Source organism: Streptomyces sp. NPDC003247 (assembly GCF_042888135.1).
Taxonomy (GTDB): domain Bacteria; phylum Actinomycetota; class Actinomycetes; order Streptomycetales; family Streptomycetaceae; genus Streptomyces.
In genome coordinates, this window is sequence record NZ_JBIAPF010000010.1 from 326,875 (window position 1) to 345,096 (window position 18,222).

At 69.6% G+C, this 18,222-nt stretch carries 17 protein-coding genes and 1 pseudogene; 9 read left to right on the forward strand and 9 right to left on the reverse strand.

The annotated features are described in order from the left end of the window. Positions 1–123 precede the first annotated feature (123 nt). The 5 genes from ACFYWQ_RS31285 to ACFYWQ_RS31305 all read left to right on the forward strand — a co-directional run bounded on the left by ACFYWQ_RS31285 (position 124) and on the right by ACFYWQ_RS31305 (position 6,051). Positions 124–1,401, forward strand: a complete 1,278-nt coding sequence (locus ACFYWQ_RS31285) for an ABC transporter substrate-binding protein (protein WP_389520997.1) — start codon at positions 124–126, stop codon at positions 1,399–1,401. Between the two features lie 29 nt (positions 1,402–1,430). Then, positions 1,431–3,467: an ABC transporter permease gene (locus ACFYWQ_RS31290; RefSeq protein WP_389520998.1), complete on the forward strand. Its 2,037-nt coding sequence runs from the start codon at positions 1,431–1,433 to the stop codon at positions 3,465–3,467. Continuing rightward, on the forward strand, positions 3,467–4,237 hold the full coding sequence (locus ACFYWQ_RS31295) for an ABC transporter ATP-binding protein (protein WP_389521000.1): 771 nt from the start codon (positions 3,467–3,469) through the stop codon (positions 4,235–4,237). Before ACFYWQ_RS31290 ends, ACFYWQ_RS31295 begins: the two co-directional genes overlap by 1 nt. Continuing rightward, positions 4,234–4,980: an ABC transporter ATP-binding protein gene (locus tag ACFYWQ_RS31300; protein WP_389521001.1), complete on the forward strand. Its 747-nt coding sequence runs from the start codon at positions 4,234–4,236 to the stop codon at positions 4,978–4,980. The genes ACFYWQ_RS31295 and ACFYWQ_RS31300 overlap by 4 nt, the downstream gene beginning before the upstream one ends. Before the next feature lie 63 nt (positions 4,981–5,043). Continuing rightward, positions 5,044–6,051 carry a sugar phosphate isomerase/epimerase family protein gene (locus tag ACFYWQ_RS31305; RefSeq protein WP_389521003.1) on the forward strand — a complete coding sequence of 336 codons (1,008 nt, stop codon included), beginning with the start codon at positions 5,044–5,046 and terminating at the stop codon, positions 6,049–6,051. Between the two features lie 81 nt (positions 6,052–6,132). Here ACFYWQ_RS31305 and ACFYWQ_RS31310 read toward each other — a convergent pair whose 3' ends face one another. The 5 genes from ACFYWQ_RS31310 to ACFYWQ_RS31330 all read right to left on the reverse strand — a co-directional run bounded on the left by ACFYWQ_RS31310 (position 6,133) and on the right by ACFYWQ_RS31330 (position 11,488). Beyond that, the gene (locus ACFYWQ_RS31310; protein ID WP_389521005.1) at positions 6,133–7,377 is read right to left on the reverse strand and encodes an ROK family protein; all 1,245 of its coding nucleotides are present in this window, start codon (positions 7,375–7,377) and stop codon (positions 6,133–6,135) included. 152 nt (positions 7,378–7,529) lie between these two features. Then, positions 7,530–8,396 (reverse strand): siderophore-interacting protein, encoded by an 867-nt coding sequence (locus ACFYWQ_RS31315; protein WP_389521007.1) that lies wholly within the window; start codon positions 8,394–8,396, stop codon positions 7,530–7,532. A 50-nt stretch (positions 8,397–8,446) separates the two neighbouring features. Continuing rightward, the gene (locus ACFYWQ_RS31320) at positions 8,447–9,460 is read right to left on the reverse strand and encodes a sugar phosphate isomerase/epimerase family protein (RefSeq protein WP_389521009.1); all 1,014 of its coding nucleotides are present in this window, start codon (positions 9,458–9,460) and stop codon (positions 8,447–8,449) included. Continuing rightward, positions 9,457–9,876: a DUF6379 domain-containing protein gene (locus ACFYWQ_RS31325; protein WP_389521010.1), complete on the reverse strand. Its 420-nt coding sequence runs from the start codon at positions 9,874–9,876 to the stop codon at positions 9,457–9,459. Before ACFYWQ_RS31325 ends, ACFYWQ_RS31320 begins: the two co-directional genes overlap by 4 nt. After that, positions 9,866–11,488 (reverse strand): GMC oxidoreductase, encoded by a 1,623-nt coding sequence (locus tag ACFYWQ_RS31330; RefSeq protein ID WP_389521012.1) that lies wholly within the window; start codon positions 11,486–11,488, stop codon positions 9,866–9,868. The genes ACFYWQ_RS31325 and ACFYWQ_RS31330 overlap by 11 nt, the downstream gene beginning before the upstream one ends. 339 nt (positions 11,489–11,827) lie before the next feature. Here ACFYWQ_RS31330 and ACFYWQ_RS31335 point away from each other — a divergent pair, with 339 nt between their 5' ends. Together ACFYWQ_RS31335 and ACFYWQ_RS31340 are read left to right on the forward strand one after the other, a co-directional pair. After that, positions 11,828–12,004, forward strand: coding sequence for a hypothetical protein (locus ACFYWQ_RS31335; RefSeq protein ID WP_389521013.1), 177 nt, complete (start codon positions 11,828–11,830; stop codon positions 12,002–12,004). A 71-nt stretch (positions 12,005–12,075) separates the two neighbouring features. Beyond that, on the forward strand, positions 12,076–12,306 hold the full coding sequence (locus ACFYWQ_RS31340; protein WP_389521015.1) for a peptidase inhibitor family I36 protein: 231 nt from the start codon (positions 12,076–12,078) through the stop codon (positions 12,304–12,306). 333 nt (positions 12,307–12,639) lie between these two features. Here ACFYWQ_RS31340 and ACFYWQ_RS31345 read toward each other — a convergent pair. The 4 genes and pseudogenes from ACFYWQ_RS31345 to ACFYWQ_RS31360 form a co-directional block, all read right to left on the reverse strand. Next, positions 12,640–12,769: pseudogene (locus ACFYWQ_RS31345) on the reverse strand (IS110 family transposase); the annotation flags it as partial. Positions 12,770–13,310: 541 nt separating this feature from the next. After that, positions 13,311–13,436: a hypothetical protein gene (locus ACFYWQ_RS31350; RefSeq protein ID WP_389521017.1), complete on the reverse strand. Its 126-nt coding sequence runs from the start codon at positions 13,434–13,436 to the stop codon at positions 13,311–13,313. Positions 13,437–13,524: 88 nt separating this feature from the next. Continuing rightward, entirely contained in the window at positions 13,525–14,556 is a 1,032-nt protein-coding gene (locus ACFYWQ_RS31355) for a sporulation protein (protein WP_389521018.1), read from the reverse strand. A 543-nt stretch (positions 14,557–15,099) separates the two neighbouring features. Next, on the reverse strand, positions 15,100–16,272 hold the full coding sequence (locus ACFYWQ_RS31360) for a peptidase M6 (RefSeq protein WP_389521019.1): 1,173 nt from the start codon (positions 16,270–16,272) through the stop codon (positions 15,100–15,102). Between the two features lie 540 nt (positions 16,273–16,812). Here ACFYWQ_RS31360 and ACFYWQ_RS31365 point away from each other — a divergent pair. Continuing rightward, the gene (locus ACFYWQ_RS31365) at positions 16,813–17,400 is read left to right on the forward strand and encodes a hypothetical protein (RefSeq protein ID WP_389521021.1); all 588 of its coding nucleotides are present in this window, start codon (positions 16,813–16,815) and stop codon (positions 17,398–17,400) included. A 446-nt stretch (positions 17,401–17,846) separates the two neighbouring features. Next, complete coding sequence (locus tag ACFYWQ_RS31370) at positions 17,847–18,161, forward strand: HNH endonuclease family protein (RefSeq protein WP_389521100.1); 315 nt, start codon at positions 17,847–17,849, stop codon at positions 18,159–18,161. Positions 18,162–18,222: the final 61 nt, after the last annotated feature.

Below are 18,222 nucleotides of genomic sequence, written 5' to 3' on the forward strand. Positions count from 1 at the left end.
GGCGACACCGTCCCGGCAGCAGTCGTCCGCAGCTGCGCTCCACCCTTTCCTCCGCCCGGCACCCGCTTCAGCTCACTCCGTCGCACGGCGGAGTGGACTTCGCCCGCCCCCTAAGGAGCACCTGTGAGATCAACGACGACTCGACGCCTCCGCACCGCCGCCGCCAGCCTGACCTGCGCGATCACCCTGGCCGCGTGCGCGAACGGTGCGGCGGACTCCGCCGGGACCTCGGCTTCGGGGGCACCGAAGAAGATCGACGCTGCTCTGGGCACGACGTTCAGCGGCGGGAAGAGCGGCACGAAGGCCACGGGCACGCCGGTGACGATCGGCCTGGTCAACCAGCAGGGCGGTGCCGTGTCCAACCCCGAGTTCACCGTTGCGGCACAGGCCGCCGCCGACTACATCAACGCCAAGCTCGGCGGGGTCGGCGGACACCCGATCAAGCTGAAGAGCTGCTACATCGTCAGTTCGGAAGAGCAGGGACAGGTGTGTGCCCAGCGCCTGCTCGCGGACCGGTCGGTCAGCCTGATCCTGCAAGGAGGGCTGAACGTCGGCACCCAGTCCCTGCACCGCACCGTCGACGGCAAGAAGCCCGTCCTGATCGGACAGGCCAACCCCGGTCCCGACACCGTCGCGGCCAACAGCTACGCCACCAACGCCAGCGCACTCGCCTCGCTCCACGGCGTCGGCCCGTACCTGGAGAACACGCTCAAGGCCAAGACCGCCGCCATCGTCTCCAACGACAACGCCGGCGACCTGGCCATCGCGAAAATCTTCAAGAACGACCTCGAAGCGCGCGGCATCAAGGTCACCTACGCCACCTTCCCGGCCACCAGCACCGACCTGATCTCCCCGCTCACCGCCGCGGGAGCGCAGAAGGCCGACGCCGTGGTGCCCATCGTCGTCACCACGACCGGATGCACCGCCCTGGCCAAGGCGTACCAGCAGCTGAGTCTGACGACACCCGCCGTCGTCTCCAACCTCTGCGCGACCGATCAGATCAAGAACTCCCTCGGCGACTACCCGAAGTGGATCTACAGCAGCTCCACACTCAGTCTGCAGGCCGACGACCCGACCGGGCAGACCGACTTCTTCCGCGCCGTCATGGCCGCCTACGCGCCCGAGAACGCCGAACTGCAGATCAACGCCCCCTACGGCTTCTCCGCGGTCTTCTCCGCCGCCAAGATCCTCAACACGGTGGGTTACGACAAGATCAACGCCAAGTCCGTCGCCGAAGCGGCACGCGACTACGCCGGACCGGTCCTGCTCGGCTCACCGACCCTCGACTTCGGCTCCGTGGCCGACAACCCCACCATCGGATCGCTGGCCGTGCGCTTCTACAAGTACGAGGGCAGCGACGTCTGGAAGGCGTCCGGGGCCTGGATCAACGCGCCCAAGTAACGCCGCCACGACGCCTAAGGAACCCCACCGTGGAACAGCTCCTCCTCTTCGTCCTGCTCGGGCTGGGACCGGGCGCCCTCATCGCGGGCATCGCCCTCGGCCTGGTCCTCACCTACCGCGGCTCCGGCGCCATCAACGTCTCCGCCGGAGCGATGGCCATGTTCGGCGCCTACTTCTACTACGGGCTGCGCGAAGGACACCTGCTGCTGCCCCTGCTCTACCCGGGCATCGGAGGCCCCGTGCCCGTGCCCGTGGCGTTCGTCGTCGCGGTCGCCGTTACCGGTGCCCTCGGGCTGCTCATCGACTTCGCCGTCTTCCGCCCCCTGCGCCGGCAGTCGCCGCTGGCCAAGCTGGTGGCCGGCGTCGGCGTCCTGATGACCGTCCAAGCCGTCGTCGTGCTGCGCTTCGGCGGCCAGGGCCAGACCGCGAGCGACGTCCTGGACACCACCGCCCTGAACATCCTGGGCGGAACCGTCCCCGTCAACCGGCTCGAACTCGTCGGGATCGTCCTGCTCGGCGCCCTCCTCCTGACGGCCCTCTACCGCTACTCCCGCTTCGGGCTCGCCACGCGCGCCGCCCAGGAGAACGAGGCGGAAGCCCTGCTGTCCGGCCTCTCCCCCCAGAAGCTGTCGCTGGCCAACAGCTTCCTGGCCGCGACCGTCTGCGGGGCGCTGGGCATCCTCGTCGCGCCGATGACCCAGCTCGACCCGAACACCCTGACCATCGCAGTGATCCCCGCGCTCGGGGCCGCCCTGATCGCCCGCTTCACCTCGTTCCCGGTCGCCGCCCTGGCCGGCATCGGCATGGGAGCCCTGCGCGCCGTCACCACGTACTGCCAGACCCAGCCGTGGTTCCCCACCGCGGACGGCACCGCCGTCGTCGGTGTGACCGACGTCGTCTACTTCCTGGTGATCGTCGCCGCACTGATCTGGCGCGGGAAGTCGCTCCCGGTGCGCGGCGCCTACGTCGAGCCGCGGCTGCCCCCGGCCCCCGCGCCCGAGCGAGTCGCCCGGCCCGCCGCCGTGCTCACCGCACTGTGCGTGCTGGCGCTGCTCACCTTCCCCTACGACATGCGCCAGGCACTGACCAACACCATGATCGGTGCCATCGCCTGTCTCTCCCTGGTGGTGCTGACCGGCTTCGTGGGACAGATGTCCCTGGCGCAGTACGCGTTCGCGGGCGTGGCCGGCCTGACCGTCTCCAAGCTGGCCCTCAACGCCGGCATCGGCTTCCCGCTCGGCCCGGTGCTGGGCGTGCTGGCCGCCACCGTCCTCGGCGTGCTCATCGGCATCCCGGCCCTGCGCGTGCGCGGTGTCCAGCTGGCCGTGCTCACCATGGCGGCCGCGGTGGCCGTGCAGGCCTTCGGGTTCAACAACCCCTCCTGGGGCGCGGGAGGCAACGGCTCCCCGGTCGCCGCCCCCACCCTGTTCGGCATCAACCTCGGACCCACGGGCTCCTTCCCCGTCAACGACGCCGATCAGCCCAGCCCGCTGTTCGGGTTCGTCTGCCTGATCCTCCTGCTCGCTGTGGTGGCCCTGATCGTGGGTGTGCGCCGCAGCAGCCTGGGCAAGCGCATGCTGGCCGTGCGCTCCAACGAACGGGCCGCGGCAGCGGTCGGCATCTCGACCCGTGCCGTCAAACTCACCGCGTTCGCCCTGTCCGCCTTCACCGTCGGCATCGCGGGCGTGCTGTACGCGTACAACTTCGGCTCGGTCGACCCCTCACGGTTCGACATCGTCAACACCTTCGCCCTCATCGCCTTCGCATACATCGGCGGCATCACCACCATCAAGGGCGCCCTGATCGCCGGCTTCATGGTCACCGAGGGCATCGCCAGCCACATCCTCGACAGCTACGTGGGCCTGCCCACCAACTACCAACTCCTTATCGCGGGCGTCCTCCTCGTAGTCACCCTGATCATGAACGGCAGCGGCATCGCCCTTCAGCCGCCGCCGAAGTTCACCTTCGTCCGCCGCCTCCTCAACCGTCCCGGCGACGACGCCCCGGACCCCACGACGACATCCCCGGCCTCGGCCCGGTCCATGGCCAAGCTCGGAGGACAGTGATGCCCGAGACCCTCACCATCGATGCCCTCAGCGTGCGGTACGGCGGCGTGGCCGCCCTCACCGACGTGTCCCTGTCCATCGCCCCCGGAGAACTGGTCGGCCTCATCGGCCCCAACGGAGCCGGCAAGACCACCTTCATCGACGCGGCCACCGGCTTCGCCCCGGCCTCGGGCAGCGTACGCCTGGGCGAGACGGACCTGACGCGTCTGAGCGCCGCCAGGCGCTCCCGCCTGGGCCTGGCCCGCACATGGCAGCAGGCCGAGCTGTACGACGACCTCACCGTGCGGGAGAACCTGACCGTCGCGGCCTCTCCCTCCGGCTTCCTGCACACGGTGCGCGACGTCATCGGGGTGAGGACAAGTGAGCCGCCCGCCGTGACCACGGCGCTCGACCTGCTCGATCTGGACGACCTCGCCGACTGCGCCACCGACGAGCTGACGCAGGGGCAGCGCAAACTCGTCGACGTGGGCCGGGCCCTGGCCTGCTCACCCGACGTGGTACTGCTGGACGAGCCGGCCGCCGGCCTCGACAGCGACGAGAGCCAGGTCCTCGGCGAGCATCTGCGCACCGTCGTCACCCAGGGCATCGGCATGCTCCTCGTCGACCACGACATGGGGCTGGTCATGGGGGTGTGCGACCGCATCGTCGTCCTGGAGTTCGGCAAGGTTCTCGCCGCCGGCACCCCCGACCAGATCCGCAACGATCCCCGCGTCGTCGACGCCTATCTCGGACAGAGCGGCGACTCCCACGACATCGGAGCCACGACATGACAGCGCAGCCCCTGCTCCAGGTCGACGAACTCGCCGCAGGCTACTTCGGTATGCCCGTCGTCCGCGACCTCTCCCTCACCGTCGGCGCCGGAGAAGTGGTGGCGTTGCTGGGCCCCAACGGGGCCGGCAAGTCGACGACGCTGCGGGCACTGTCCCGCCTGCAGCCCGCGATGGCCGGCACCATCCGCTTCCGCGGCGAGGACATCACGTCCACGAAACCGCAGGCGGTCGCCCGCAAGGGACTCGTCCACATGTCCGACCGGCGTGGCATCTTCCACGGTCTCAGCGTCGAAGAACACTTCCGGCTCGGCCACGGCGGAAAGTCCCTGAACCTGGACACGGCCTTCGCGTACTTCCCGGCGCTCCAGCCGCTGCGCCACCGTCGCGCCGGGCTGCTGTCGGGCGGCGAACAGCAGATGCTCGGCTTGGCCCGCGCACTGGCCCGCCGGCCCTCCGTACTCATCGTGGATGAGCTCAGCCTCGGACTCGCACCCGTCATCGTCGAGCAGCTGCTGCCGGTGGTCCGCCGCTACGCCACCGACTCCAACGCGGGCGTCCTGCTGGTCGAACAGCACATCCACCTCGCCTTGGACATCGCCGACCGCGGACTGGTCCTGTCCCACGGCGACCTCGTACTGGAGGAGTCCGCGGAGGCGATGCGGGCGGACCGCCGACTGATCATGTCCAGTTACCTCGGCGAGAGTCCGCACAGCGGCGAGCGGCCGGCACAGGCCAACGCATAACCAGCACACGGTCGGGCTGTGTATACCGGCTGCCGACCGGATCATTCAGCAGAAGGAGTCAGCGTGCCGCGTCCACACACTCTGTTCACCGGCCAATGGGTGGACCTCACGTTCGAAGAGGTCGCCAAGAAGGCCGCGGACTGGGGATTCGACGGTCTGGAGATCGCCTGTGACCCCCGGCATTTCGACGTGCACCGCATTGTGAACGACGACGACTACCTGGCCGAGCGGAGGGAGATCCTGGACCGCTACGGACTCGGCTGCTGGGCCGTCTCCGCACACCTGGTGGGCCAGGCAGTCTGCGACGACCCCATCGACACCCGGCACCGGGCCATACTGCCCGCGTCCGTGTGGGGGGACGGTGACCCCGAGGGGGTGCGACGCCGCGCAGCCGACACCGTCAAAGTCACCGCGCAGGCGGCGCGCCGCTTCGGGGTGGACATCGTGGTGGGCTTCACCGGCTCCGCCATCTGGCCCTATGTCGCGATGTTCCCCCCGGTGGGGGAGGACGTCATCGAGCAGGGATACCGGGACTTCGCCGACCGGTGGCGGCCCATCCTGGACGTCTTCGCCGAGCAGGGCGTGAGGTTCGCCCTGGAGGTGCACCCGTCTGAGATCGCCTATGACTACTGGACGGCCCAGCGCGCGCTGGAAGCGGTGGACCATCATCCGGCCTTCGGGTTCAACTGGGACCCCTCGCATCTGATGTGGCAGCGGGTCGACGTGCGGGCCTTCATTCACGACTTCCGCGACAGGATCTTCCACGTCGACTGCAAGGACACCAAGATCCAGCTCGACGGGCGGGCCGGAGTCCTGGGCTCGCACCTGAGCTGGGGCGACCCACGACGCGGCTTCGACTTCGTGTCGGTCGGCCGAGGAGACGTGCCCTGGGAGGCGTGCGTGCGCATGCTCAACGCGATCGGTTACGACGGACCGATGTCGGTGGAATGGGAGGACGCGGGCATGTCCCGGGATGAGGGGGCACCGGCCAGTCTGGCGTTCCTGCGCGGCCTGGACTTCGCTCCGGCGACGGCGCGGTTCGACGCCGTGTTCGCTCAGCCCGCGGACTGACGCCGCACATCGCTGCGGGCCCGGACGCCGTGAGGGATGCTGTTGAATCCACAGCATCCCTCACGGCGTCCGGGCCCGTTCTCAGTTCTTCAGCGGCTGCTCAGCCCACCACACGATCCGGTCCGTGCGCAGCACCGCGTCCAGCGCGGTGAAGGCGGCCCCCACGATGCCCGCGGCGTCTCCCAGCCCGGCAGGCACGATGCGCAGGTGGCGCGTGGCGAGCGGCAGTGAGAACTCGTAGACCGCCTGACGAATGGCGGCCAGCAGGATGTCGCCGGCCTTCGACACGCCTCCGCCGATCACGACGAGTGAGGGGTTGAAGAAGCTCACGTATGTGCCGAGAGCGGTTCCGATGAATCGGCCCGTCTGCACCAGCAGCTCCGTAGCGGCCGGGTCGCCGGCGCGGGCGGCCGCCGTGATGTCGGCGGCTTGGAGCGTCTTTCCCTGTGCGGCCAGAGACTTCAGATGAGGGCTCTCGCCGGTGTCCGCCAGACGTTGCGCTTCACGTGTCAGCGCCGCACCACTGGCGTGAGCGACCAGACAGCCCCGCCGGCCGCACCGGCACGGTGCCGGTGACGCCGCCGGCACCGGGATGTGGGCGATGTCGCCGGCGCAGCCGTCCGCGCCGCGGTGCAGTCCCCCGCGCGAGACCAGGCCCGCGCCGATGCCCCAGCCGAGCTTCACGAACAGGAAGTCCGACGCGTCCTGGGCGAGCCCGGCGCGCAGTTCGCCCAGCGCCATGGCGCTCACGTCGTTGTCCACCCACGTCTCGACGCCGAAGCGGTCGGCGAGCCGGTCACGGACCGGGTAGTCGTCCCACCCCGGCATGTAGGGCGGAGAGACGGGCCTGCCGGTGGAGAACTCCACCGGCGCGGCCAGACCGGCTCCGACGGCGACCAACGGTGCCGTAGGCGCCTGCGGGTCGGCGCGCAGGCGGTCCACGATCTGCTTGATCCGGTCGAGGGTCGCCTCGGGCCCCTGCGCGATGTCCCACGCTTCGTGATGGGCGATGGCGGGCCGACCGGCCAGGTCGGTGATCCCGGCGTCGATACCGGAGCTGCCCACCTCGATGCCGACGACCGCGGCCGCCTCGCTGCGGAAACGCACTTCGCGCGGAATGCGTCCCCCCGTGGACCGGCCGACGCGGTCCTCGGCGAGCAGCCCCGCGTCGATCATTTCGTTGATCTTCTGCGTGACCAGAGTGCGGCCCGCGCCGACTCGTTCGGTCAGCACCGGCTTGGTGGCGGGCCCGTTGAACCGCAGCATGTTCAGCAGGGTCTGCGAGAGATCCTCGGGACCGGCTCCCGTCCCGCTCCTGGCCGCCATCGCCGTCTCCCCACTGCGTCGTCATCCACACGCTGCTTCTGTCGTCTTGCGACATTAGCATCGACACGGCTGACAGAAGAGGTCGGGGTGACGATCAGCGCATGGCCGGGGCCGCAGCCGTCGATCGGCTGCGGCCCCGGCCGTCAAGTGCATCAAGCGGACTCTGTGAGGGTCCCTTCCTGTTCCGCCTCCACCTGACGGTTCCACTGCCGCTTGGAGTCCTGCCATCCGTCCTCGTCCTGGCCCGCACGCCAGTAACCGGAGACGGACAGCGACTCCCGCGGCACGTTCCGCTCCCGCCGCAGCAGCCCGCGCACCTCTTTGACGAAGCCGGCCTCGCCGTGCACGAAGACGTGCGGACGGCCCGCGGGGAACGCGAAGGCACGCACCGCGGACACCAGCTCCTCGCCCACCTGACCGTGACCGCGGTGCAGCCAGCGGATCACCCCCCTCTCTGGGCAGGCCAGCTCCAGCTCCTCCTCGGGGCCCGCCACCTCCACGAACGCGTAGGCCTCGGCATGGGACGGCAGGCGCTCCAGGGCTGCGGCGATGGCGGGCAGCGCACTCTCGTCACCGGCCAGCAGATGCCAGTCCGCGGCGGGATCGGGCGCATAGCCGCCCCCCGGACCGACGAAGTGGAGCTCGTCGCCCGCCTTCGCCCGAGCGGCCCACGGGCCCGCGAGGCCGTCGTCGCCGTGGACGACGAAGTCCACGCTCAGCTCCCGCGCGCCGGCGTCCCAGCGCCGGACGGTGTAGGTCCGCATGCGCGGCCACTGTTCCCGGGGCAGTTCCTCCCGGACCCGCCGCAGATCGAAGGGCTCGGGGTAAACGACGCCAGGCGCGGGGAACAGCAGCTTCACGTAGTGGTCGCTGAACTCGCCCGCGTCGAAACCGGACAGTCCGTCGCCGCCGAACACGACGCGGATCATGTGCGGCGTCAGGCGCTCGACGCGCAGTACCCGCGCGCGCTGCGCAGTGGGAGCGCCGCGTCCGCGACGCCCAGGGGACGGTGGTGCCACGGGTGCTCCTTGCTCCGGCCCGACTGCCGGGCGGCTCGTCCGCGTCATGGTCACAGGGACTTGAGGATGCCGCGGCTGAGCCGGTGGTGGCGCTGCACCATCTCGGCGGCATCGAGGGTCGGATCCCAGTGCCAGCCCTCCCACTCGCTGCTGAGGTAACCGGTGTAGCCGGCGTCGACGAGCACCTTCAGGAGGTCGGCGAGCGGGATGGCGGGCTCGTCACTGTCCTCGTCGAATCCGAAGAACTTGCTGTGCACGTGGATGATCTGTGATCCGATCTCCGCCCACCCCTGCGGGTCCTGGTGGCCGTGAATGCCGGCGCAGAACATCGCCAGGGGATGGGCGAAGGTTCCGAGACCGAGGGAGCGGGTGAGCTCGGAGAACTCGCCCATCAGCTCGCTCTCCGAGGGCCGCTGGTCGGAAGCGTGGATCTCGTTCCACCGTGCGTCGAGCGTGTCCAGGGCCTCCTGGGGAACACCGCGCCGCCGGTACTCCTCCCAGACGCTGGGGGAGACCCGCCGGGTGCTGGAGCCGAAGTCGGGGATGAACCCCAGATACGGCGAGTCCAGCCGGTCGTACAGTTCGCGTAGTGCCATGACCCAGTCGCTGCGGACGCTGTCCGGGGCGTGTATCTCGAAGCCCATTTTGACCTGCGCCTTCTCGGCGACGGGCAGCAGCAGCTCCACGGCCTCGGGTACGGCGGGCTTCTGCAGCCGAACGGTGGGGAAGCCCAGTTTCGCCGCGGCCTGCACCTGTGGGGCGAGATAGTCGGCCATCTCCTGCGGCGACAGCAGCCGGTCGGGCAGCAGACCCAGGTCGGCGTTGACCGCCAGACACGACGGCTCCAGTCCGTACTCGTCGACCAGGCCGCGGAAGAGGCGCACGAAGTCGTCCGGGACCTCGGGGAACCCCTTGATGCTCTGGAAGCCGACGATCTCCAGCCCGGGCCCGATGCCGAGGGCGCCGATGCGGCGGACGACGTCCTCGAAGGACAGCTCCAGGCCGTGGTACTGGGGGGTGAAGCTGTAGGTGGTGACGCCGAGCTTCGGCAGCTCGCGGCTCATGCGGCGCTCCTTGCGCTCAGGGGGAGGACCCGGGTGAGGGCCTCGGTGATGACGAGGGCCTTGCTGCCCAGAACGATGTAGGGGACGCGCGCACCGACGGTCGCGGTCACCTCGTGCTCTCCGTCCCCGACCTGCTCCAGGCCGCGGATACGCACCCGCAGCGGATCCAGCACGAACCACCACACGCCGCGCAGCCCAGCCACCTCCCCGTAGGGCGTCCACGTGCCGTCGATCTGCACGTCCAGCTGATCGGAGGTGACCGGCCGGCCGTCGAAGGCGACGTCCGACAGGTGCAGTCCGTCCATCGGCAGCGCCCGGTACCAGGGCAGCCGCACCCGGAAGGTCACCGCGGTCGCGCCGACTGCGTCCTCCTCCGCTCCCAGCTCCTCCGGGACGATGAGTCGGTCAGGAAACATGGGCGTTCTCCTCGCGGTACCGGCGGGCGATGTCCTGTGCGCCCCGGGCAGCTAGCGCGACCGAGGTCAGGGTGGGGTTGCAGGCGGTCTCGGTGGGGATAACGCCGTTGCCGGCGACGTAGACGTTGTCGGTCCCCCACACGCGGGACTGTGTGTCGCACACAGAAGTGCCGTCGTCGACGGCCCCCATGCGCACGGTGCCCTGGTAGTGGAGCGACGATCCGCTGGGAAGCCGCCGGGGCCCGCGCGGGTCGAGGAAGGTGCCCAGCAGTCGTGCCGCCCGGGCGGCCGCACGCTTGGCCGCCTCGGTGCGCATCCGGTCCACCTCGGTCAACCGGTAGTGCAGGGTCATCGCCGGCATGCCGTAGGGGTCGGTCTCCGTCTCGCTGAACTCCACCCGGTCCTGCGCGCGCACGTCCTTGGCACAGAACCAGCCCAGACCGACGATGGAGCCGGGCTCGACCTCTCCCTCCAGCGGAACGGGGGAGGCGTCGAGCTGCATGACCTGCCCGTGGAAGGGGTGGGTCTCGTGGTCGTAGGGGACCCAGCTGACACCGCTGACCGGGTTGAAGGCTGCGTCCGGGCGCTGCGCGGTGGCTGCTTCACGAGCCGCCGCCAGGATCGCAGGGTCCAGCTGGACGGCGACGACGATCTGCGGCTGGTCGTTCAGGTAGCGGCCCAACGCGGCCGGCCTGATGCCCGACGCGAAGAGCAGCTGGGGGGTGCGCAACGCATCGCAGGCGGCGACCACCCACCGGGCGGTGACGGTGGTGCGCCGGCCGGTCGGCAGGTGCTGCAGTTCGGCGCCGACCGCGGTGGACCCCTCCAGCAGCAGGCGGCGGCACAGGGTGTCGGAGCGCAGCTCGAAGTCCTCGGTGTCCTTCTCGGCTAGGTCACCGAGGATGACGTCGGTCCCCGACCAGTGCCGACTGCCGTCCGACCAGGTCTCCACGGCCAGCGGCATGGTCTGCACGCGCCGTTCCGGCGCCCGGCCCTCGTCCAGTGCGGCCGCCAGGCGCTTGCGCACCTCGTCGGCGAAGGGGGCGTCGGTGAAGGCGGTCGTGGTCACATTCAGGAGCCGCTCGGCCCGCTCCAGCGCCGTGTCCAGCTCGGCGGCGGGGATGTCGGTGATGCGCTCGCCCTCGCCCGGCCGCGGACAGGCACACGTCCAGTGAGCTCCCATGCCGCCGACGTTGGTGGACAGAGACGCGCCCGGCATGCCCACCATGCCATCGACGGAGTCGCCCTCGCCCGGCACTCCTGACGCCTTCTCTCCCAGCAGGTAGGTGCCGGGCCGCACCATGACACCGGGAGGGCGCGAATGGACCGGGTCGCCGGGGCGGATGTCCCGGTCGGGTCCCTGCGAAGCGGTCTGCGCCGCGATGCGCGACTCGGGGTCGATGATGTTCTTGACGTGCCGGCCCCGGGGAGTGGAGACCTGGGGGCCGGCTTCGACCATCAGTACGCGGGCGCCGGGCGCCTCATCGGCGAGAACGCGGGCGTACGCGGACCCGGTCGGCCCACTGCCGATGATCAGTACGTCGACGTGCTCGGCCGGCCCGGCAGGGTCGTTGGTGCTCACTCCGCGCGGTGCGGAGTGCGGTGATGTCATAGCGGATTGCTCCCTAGCGGCTCTGGTGGCGCGTAGCGGCTCAAGGCGGAACGGGCGCTGGTGCGGCGACTGCCTGTGAGGTCGGTGGGCCGTCAGCGCGGAAGTCCGCGGAGGGTCCTGCAGACCCCCTTACGTTTCTTTTCGGAAGACTAATGCCGCTATCCGACGTTAGTCAATGGATATGCGACTCTTCGGTGCCGCTTATACAGTCGGCTGTCGGCTGCGCTGCTTCCGACCGCCGCCTGCGCCTCTGTTCCCTGTGTGCTGCCGACAGCCCCGGCGCTCCCCGGCTCGAACGAGCCTTCGTTGGCGCGCCGGGCATCTGCACCCCGGCCGCCCATGGCGATGACCCTGCTGGTGCTGGGTGTCGTCCTGCTCGGCCCGCTCGCCGGATCGGGCATGGACCACTTCGGCAGGACACGACCGCTGTTCGGCGCTATGTCGGCCTGCACGGTTGTCGGTGCGGCGCCCTTCCCTGCCGCGCGCTGCTCGAAGTCGTCGAAACGGCTGCCCTGACACTGCACGGTGGTCAGACGCACCGGAGCCGGGCCATCGACGGCCCGGCTCCGGTGCGTGGAGGGGCGTGGGTGCGGCGGGCCGCGGACGGCAGCGTGAAGGAGCTGCCCTCCGCGATCCGTGACCGGGGCAGCTCGGTCCGCAACAACTCCGACCGCACCGCCCGCGTCTACGAAAAGCGCAACCACAGCGACCGGTGGGTGTGCGTCACTCGCAGTGGCGGCTCCATCCACGACCTGCGCAGCTACAACCTCAACGACCAGACCCACTCCCTGAAGGTCAACCGCAACGACTGCGGTTGACCCTCCACACCCGGGTGCGCTGGTGGAAGTCCTGCGGCGGTAGGCCGCCAGCATGGGCAAGGGCCGGCTGCTGCAACCGCGCCGGGTTGAGCGCCCAGAGGTCGTCTGGCCCTGAAGCATTGCCCGGCGATGAAGCGCCCACGGCGACCGCACCGGCCGCGGAGTCGCCGGTAAGGGGCTGGCCGTAGGAGGGACTCCCCTTGCCTGGGAAGTCGGCAGGGAGGTCAGCGGCGGATGCTGGTGTGGCGTATGTTCGGGCCTCACTGCTTGAGGACGGGGGCCATGCACCACTGGCACAGCGGGTTCTCTGGGGGGGTGCCCCTATGTCTTTCGTCAAGCGAGGCGTGGGGTTCTTGGTTCGTAGAAGGTGCCGTCGCGGAGCATCGCGAAGAGCACGGTTGATTCGTTGCCGGGCCAGCCGGAGGAGGGCCTGGGTGTGGGTCTTTCCTCTGGCCCGGCAGCGGCCTCGGACGGGGTTTGGTCGACGCAGTCGGGGTCCCGCACGCACCTGAGGGTGAAGCTACCGATACACAGTGCGATAGGCCAATCACCCATTTGCCGCATGTAGGCTCATATCTCGGGTTGCTCCAGGACGGGCGACTTTCGTTGCGATCACGGCCGAAATCTCCCTGACTTCCGTAGCATCGCGTGTCAGTCATGGCCTGTTTTCACCGGCGAAACTTCTCTGTCTTTTCCCGTCATGAAAGGGCGAAAGTGCGTTCGGTGTACGCCGGAGATGACGCCGGGGAAAAATCAACGGTCAAAATCGTCAGTCAATCGATCACGGGTGCGTCGTAACACACCTTGTAACGCGCAATTGCAGGACCGCATGTGTCCATACTCCACCCGACGCGACGGCGGTGAGGAGAACGCCGGCATGCCGGTCCGACACAGTGCCAGCGGCGTACGACGTGGCGTTGCGACCGCGCATTCGTCCGAGTCCCCGCGCCTGCGGGCCGTCGGCCGCCCTGTACGGGGATGGTGGCTCCCCTGGAGACGCGGCGTCAGGCCGCGAGGACGTCACACAGCTGCCGCACAGCGCGCTCGCGGTGGTGGACGGGGATCGCCTCGTACAGGTCCAGGGCACGGCGGCGAACCAGGCCGGTGCGGAAGTCGACGGGCAGTCCCATCAGGGCGGCGATCGTGCGACGGCATGGAGAAGATCCTGGAACAGCTCCACGCCGCCTCCTCCAGCTGAGGCGCCTCCCGCGTGACCGGTCAGGCCGCTGCCAGCTCGCTCCGGGCCCTGCGGATGAATCCGGACACGTCGGCGTTGTCCTTCTTCCACGGCTCGAGATTGGTGGTGAGGCTGTGGAGGTAGCCGTGGGCCCTGGTGGAGGAAACGGTGCGCAGGACTTCCAGGGCGCGGGAGCCGACGTGGAGGCTCTGTTCGAGGTCGCCGTCCTGGAGGTGGGTGCTGGCCAGGACCGACAGTCGGATGCCGACGGCGCGGGTGAAGCGTCCGGGGGGCATGGCGTCGGCCTGCTCGTTCCAGGCGATGGCGGCCTGTGGCTGTCCGAGGTCGCGGTAGATCTCGGTGGCGTCTGTGGCGAGCCGGGCGTGCGTGAAGTACGACAGCCAGTCGGGATCGTCGTCGCTTCCGGGGTGGATCGAGCCGAGCAGGGCCTCGGACCGCGTGAGTGCGGCTGCGGCGGCCTTGGCGTCGCCCGCGCGGCCGTAGGCGCGGGCCTCGGCCAGTTTCGCGAAGGCCAGCACCCGCGGCGCGGCAGAGGCCTTGGACCGTTCGTAGGCGCCCTCGGCCATGTCGGCGGCTTCGCGCGGGAATCCGCGGAGCATGGTCTGCAGGGACATCGTGGTCAGCACGTAGGCGCCGGCCTGCACGTCGCCGGCGGCCCGTGCGAGGCGCAGCGCCTGGACGAAGTGGCGTTGCGCTTCTTCGTGGCGGCCGGCGTCGAAGGCCGCCCAGCCCGCAATGCGGGAAAGCTCCGAGGTGGCGGCGAACAGCTCCTTGCCGATGGCTTCCGTGTAGGTGCCCGAGAGTAGGGGGGCCGCGCGCAGGCGGAGGCATTCGGTGACGGAGCTGGTCTTCCAGTTGCCCCCGCCGAACTTGGAGTCCCACAGGCGGGCCTCGTCGGCGGCCTGCCACAGCTCGGTCAGGTCACTGCGGCCGACACGCCGGCCGCCCTGGTGGGCGGTGGCCGCGTCCGCGGGCTGGGTGAGCCACCGCGTGACGGGCGTGGTGAAAGCGGAGACGGCGAAGCCGTTGCTGAGGAAGTGTCGGCGGTCCACAGTTCTCCAGAAGGTCGCGGCGACGCTGATCGGGTGTTCGACGCGAGCGCGTGGACGTACTCGCAAGGGGTGCCTCTGCCGCCCGCGTCCGGCTCGTCGTAGGGCGTCCGTATCCGGCTGCGGAACTGGGCCGTCGACGGCCGCTGGGGAGCGTTTTTCACCGTCGGCTGACCGGCCGGGCCGGCACCGGAGACGACTTGGACGGACGGGAGCGTCGTGGTCGGCACGACCATCGTGCGTGCGCCCCGGGGCCCGCCGAAGACAAAAGAGGAGCCCGGCCGACGAGCCGCCTGCCGCGCCCCGGTCAGGCCGGTGATGCACCCGCCTTCGAGTACATCCCGGCCGCCTTGTGCCTGCCCAGGATGGTCGGACGGCCCGCGCCTGCGGCCGGTGATGGTTCTCGGCGGAACCGGGCTGCTCGTCCCGGGTGATCCGCAGCGACCTGCGCGGGCGTGGCATCAGGGCGGTGATCCCGTGACCGGCCAGGTCTCCGAGTGCCGGCGCAGGGGCAGCGAGGGTGGACGGCCGTCTTCCTGCTTGCAGTCACCACTTGATGGCGTTCACCGTGCTGTGGTGATCGTCGGCGGACCGGACGGTGAACTGGATCCTGGTGGTGGAGTCGTAGAAGGTCTGGCCCGGCTGCCAGGTGGACATGTCCAGCGTGTCGCAGCCCGCTGGCGGTGCCGGGGCATTCGGATTGCGCACCACCCGGATCGGTCCCCGGCCCGTCGCGATGGAGGTGTCGACCTTATAGATGAGTACGCCGGTGGAGCAGGCGTTGTCGTCGTTGTGTGCCTTGCGCCGGGCCTCGGCGACGTAGGCGGTCGTGGGGCCGGTTTTGACCACCAGGAGCTTGTGGCCGCCGGTGTACTCGACGCCGTTCAACGCGATGGTGTTCTGGGTCCTGGGCTGGAACACACAGACGACCTGATTGTCACCGATCCACCCGAACTTCCACGCTTCCCAGCCGAAGTACTGCGGGCCCCGCCCGGTGATGTGGCCCATGAGGTCCCAGCCGCCGGTGTACTGGAACTGATCACCGCTGAAGGCGTACAGATCGGGCGCTCCGAAGAGGTGCGTGGTCTCGTGGGCGGCCACCTTGAAACCCCAGTGCCACATGTCCGTACCGAACGTCGCTGCCAGACGGATCGGGGTGCCGTTGATGACGATCGGGTTGGAAGGCGTCCAGAACCATGCGGTGGAGTGGCCGATCCTGGAGTGGTTGGTCGGGACGATGTAGAACAGGTCGTAGTCGGCCAGGCCGGCGCCGGCGTTGGCCGCGGCCCGCAGTGCATCGGTCACGTACCGGGTGTGCTGCTGGTAGGTGAGACTGCCGAATCCGTAGGAGTCGGAGCTGGACGGCATCCGGAGCCACCGGTTCACCACCGGTCGCAGGTTCAGCGAGGTCTTGCCGTACGAGGCGTTCCGCATCCACTCGGCTGCCGGGGACAGGAGGTTGTAGTAGTCGGCGACATCACCGGCGCCGGCCGCGTCGGGGAAGTCCACGTACACCACGCCGACCTTCTGGGTGCCGATCGGGTTCTGGAACTGGGTGTAGTCGGTGTTCTGGCCTTCGTTCACCTCGGTTCCCTGTCCCCGCAGCGCACACTGGGAGGTGCTTCCGTTGAAGGCGTGGGCCCGCTGGCCGGGGGCGGCGGTCACGGCGAGCAGGGCCAGCAGACTGCACAGTGCGCAGGAGAGGAGAGCACGCCGCATTCGGTGGAGGGAGAAGCGCATGGAGCCTGCCTATCGACAGTGGGGGGAGGGGCCTCAACCGCGGCTGTCGTGTCGTCAGCCGCCACCGGTGAGCCTTCTATAGATGGCGTGACAGGCACGGACCACGCGCTCGGACAGGCGCATCATTCAGCCCAAAGGATCTGCGCGCCACCTTGCCGGGGGATGGCGACGGCCCGGACCGGCCAGCCGGCCTCCGCGTGGAACGTCCGTCCCTTTCCGTCGCGGGCCCAGCCGTATCACCCCGGCCGCGTGAGCAGCGGCCGAAGACGGCGGGTGTCTGCCCACCGACTGCTGCGGGGCGATGAACCCCCTCGTCACCGTCGTGTGCCGGTGCCCTTGGCGGCCATGGCGACACGCCCGCTACCAGGTGCCGGGATACGCGCCGGCGCGCAGCGAAGAGACCCGGGCAGCGATCTGCCGCACCCGGCACCACCGGCGGTCGGAGCGGCGAAGGATCACCGGGTCGGCGCTTGCGCGGATGGGTGAGCCAGGGAATTTCCCGACAGCGAGGCGGGAACCATGGAGCAAACAGGCCGCCACCACTTCCTTTCCGGCTCACAGTTCGACGTCGGCGATCGGGCTGGGTGCGTACTGCTCGACGCGTTCGGCAAGAAGGTGCGTGGGGCTTCAGACGCCGGGGTGGCCCCGAGCGTCATCGTGGCAAGAGATTCCTTGATTCGTCATGCCTCGGATCCTCCGGGGCACGGAGGTGAGTCTTCTGTGAAACGCATTGCACGAGCCCTCACCGGTGTGGCGGTCACTGCCGCCCTCACGGCAGTCGCTCCGGCAGCTCAGGCCGCGCCCGAGGCGCACGACACTCCGGGATGGTCCCTGCACTTCGACGGCGTGTCGCCCCCACCCCGCCCCACAGACTTGGTCAGCAACTGGAGCGGGACCTGCGCCGTGCCGGGCCAGTCCTTCGGGATGCTGATCAGGGGTGAAGGCCGGGTCGTCCTCGTGCAGCCGTTCGTGCAGTGCCGGGACGACGGCACGTACACAACCAGCCAGACGCTTTACAACACCGACTGGCGTTTCGAGGAGGGGCAAACCTACACAGCATTCGTCGACCTCAGGGGAGTACGAGTGACCATGACGACGACCATCTGACAGGGCTGGAAACGTAGACCGCAACTTGGTGGTGAACGCCCACACCCCGGGTCCATGCTCCCAGCTCCACCTTCCAGACAAGGGGATCGGCGACCCACGTCGGGGTGAGGCGGCGAGCCCGCCGGTCGGCTTCGGCGAGGCCATCGCGGCCGCAACGCAGTTCGTCGCGGGAACGGCCCAAGATCCCAGGGCCCCTGGCCTCGGACAGCGATGGACCCCGGGCTGTCCAGCACGCCCGGGGTCCATCGACTGTGTGAGGCACAGCAGTAGGAGCACCTGTGGCACATGTGTCTCAGCCTTCTTGAAGCAGTCCAGATAACCCGGGCCGAGGTCCTGAAGGCCGAAGCCGTCATCGCGCCTGAGCGGGCCCGCGTTGCGCCTTGTCCGGTGGGGAGTGGTAACACGACCGCTACCTCACTGGCCCGCGCGGGCTGGACATCGACCATCTGGTCCCACTTGCCGAAAGTTGGGACTCCGGGGCGTACGCCTGGAGTGCGGCGGAGCGGGAGGCCTACGCCAACGACCTCGGGGACGACCGCGCGCTGATCGCGGTGTCGGCGGCGTCGAACCGGTCGAGGGCGGACCAGGACCCCGCCACGTGGCTGCCGCCGGCGGCAGCCTACCGCTGCCAGTACGTCACCGACTGGGTGGCCGTCAAGACCCGCTGGGACCTGAGCGTCGACCCGGCCGAACGCACCGCGCTGTCCGAAGAACTCAGCCACTGCGCCGATGCTCCGGTCACCGTGGTCCTGGCCCGCTGACCGCTTCGTGAAGGCAGTGAAGGGCGGGCCGGCGGAAGTAACCCGGGTGGGCCGTAGAGGA

Bases quoted from the DNA above. Each gene is read 5' to 3' on its own strand.
- ACFYWQ_RS31320 (WP_389521009.1), bottom strand. From the start codon at position 9,460: ATGAGCCGCGAGCTGCCGAAGCTCGGCGTCACCACCTACAGCTTCACC.
- ACFYWQ_RS31350 (WP_389521017.1), bottom strand. From the start codon at position 13,436: ATGGGACTGCCCGTCGACTTCCGCACCGGCCTGGTTCGCCGCCGTGCC.
- ACFYWQ_RS31295 (WP_389521000.1), top strand. From the start codon at position 3,467: ATGCCCGAGACCCTCACCATCGATGCCCTCAGCGTGCGGTACGGCGGC.
- ACFYWQ_RS31325 (WP_389521010.1), bottom strand. From the start codon at position 9,876: ATGTTTCCTGACCGACTCATCGTCCCGGAGGAGCTGGGAGCGGAGGAG.
- ACFYWQ_RS31360 (WP_389521019.1), bottom strand. From the start codon at position 16,272: ATGCGGCGTGCTCTCCTCTCCTGCGCACTGTGCAGTCTGCTGGCCCTG.
- ACFYWQ_RS31310 (WP_389521005.1), bottom strand. From the start codon at position 7,377: ATGGCGGCCAGGAGCGGGACGGGAGCCGGTCCCGAGGATCTCTCGCAG.
- ACFYWQ_RS31330 (WP_389521012.1), bottom strand. From the start codon at position 11,488: ATGACATCACCGCACTCCGCACCGCGCGGAGTGAGCACCAACGACCCT.
- ACFYWQ_RS31365 (WP_389521021.1), top strand. From the start codon at position 16,813: ATGGAGCAAACAGGCCGCCACCACTTCCTTTCCGGCTCACAGTTCGAC.
- ACFYWQ_RS31300 (WP_389521001.1), top strand. From the start codon at position 4,234: ATGACAGCGCAGCCCCTGCTCCAGGTCGACGAACTCGCCGCAGGCTAC.
- ACFYWQ_RS31335 (WP_389521013.1), top strand. From the start codon at position 11,828: ATGGCGATGACCCTGCTGGTGCTGGGTGTCGTCCTGCTCGGCCCGCTC.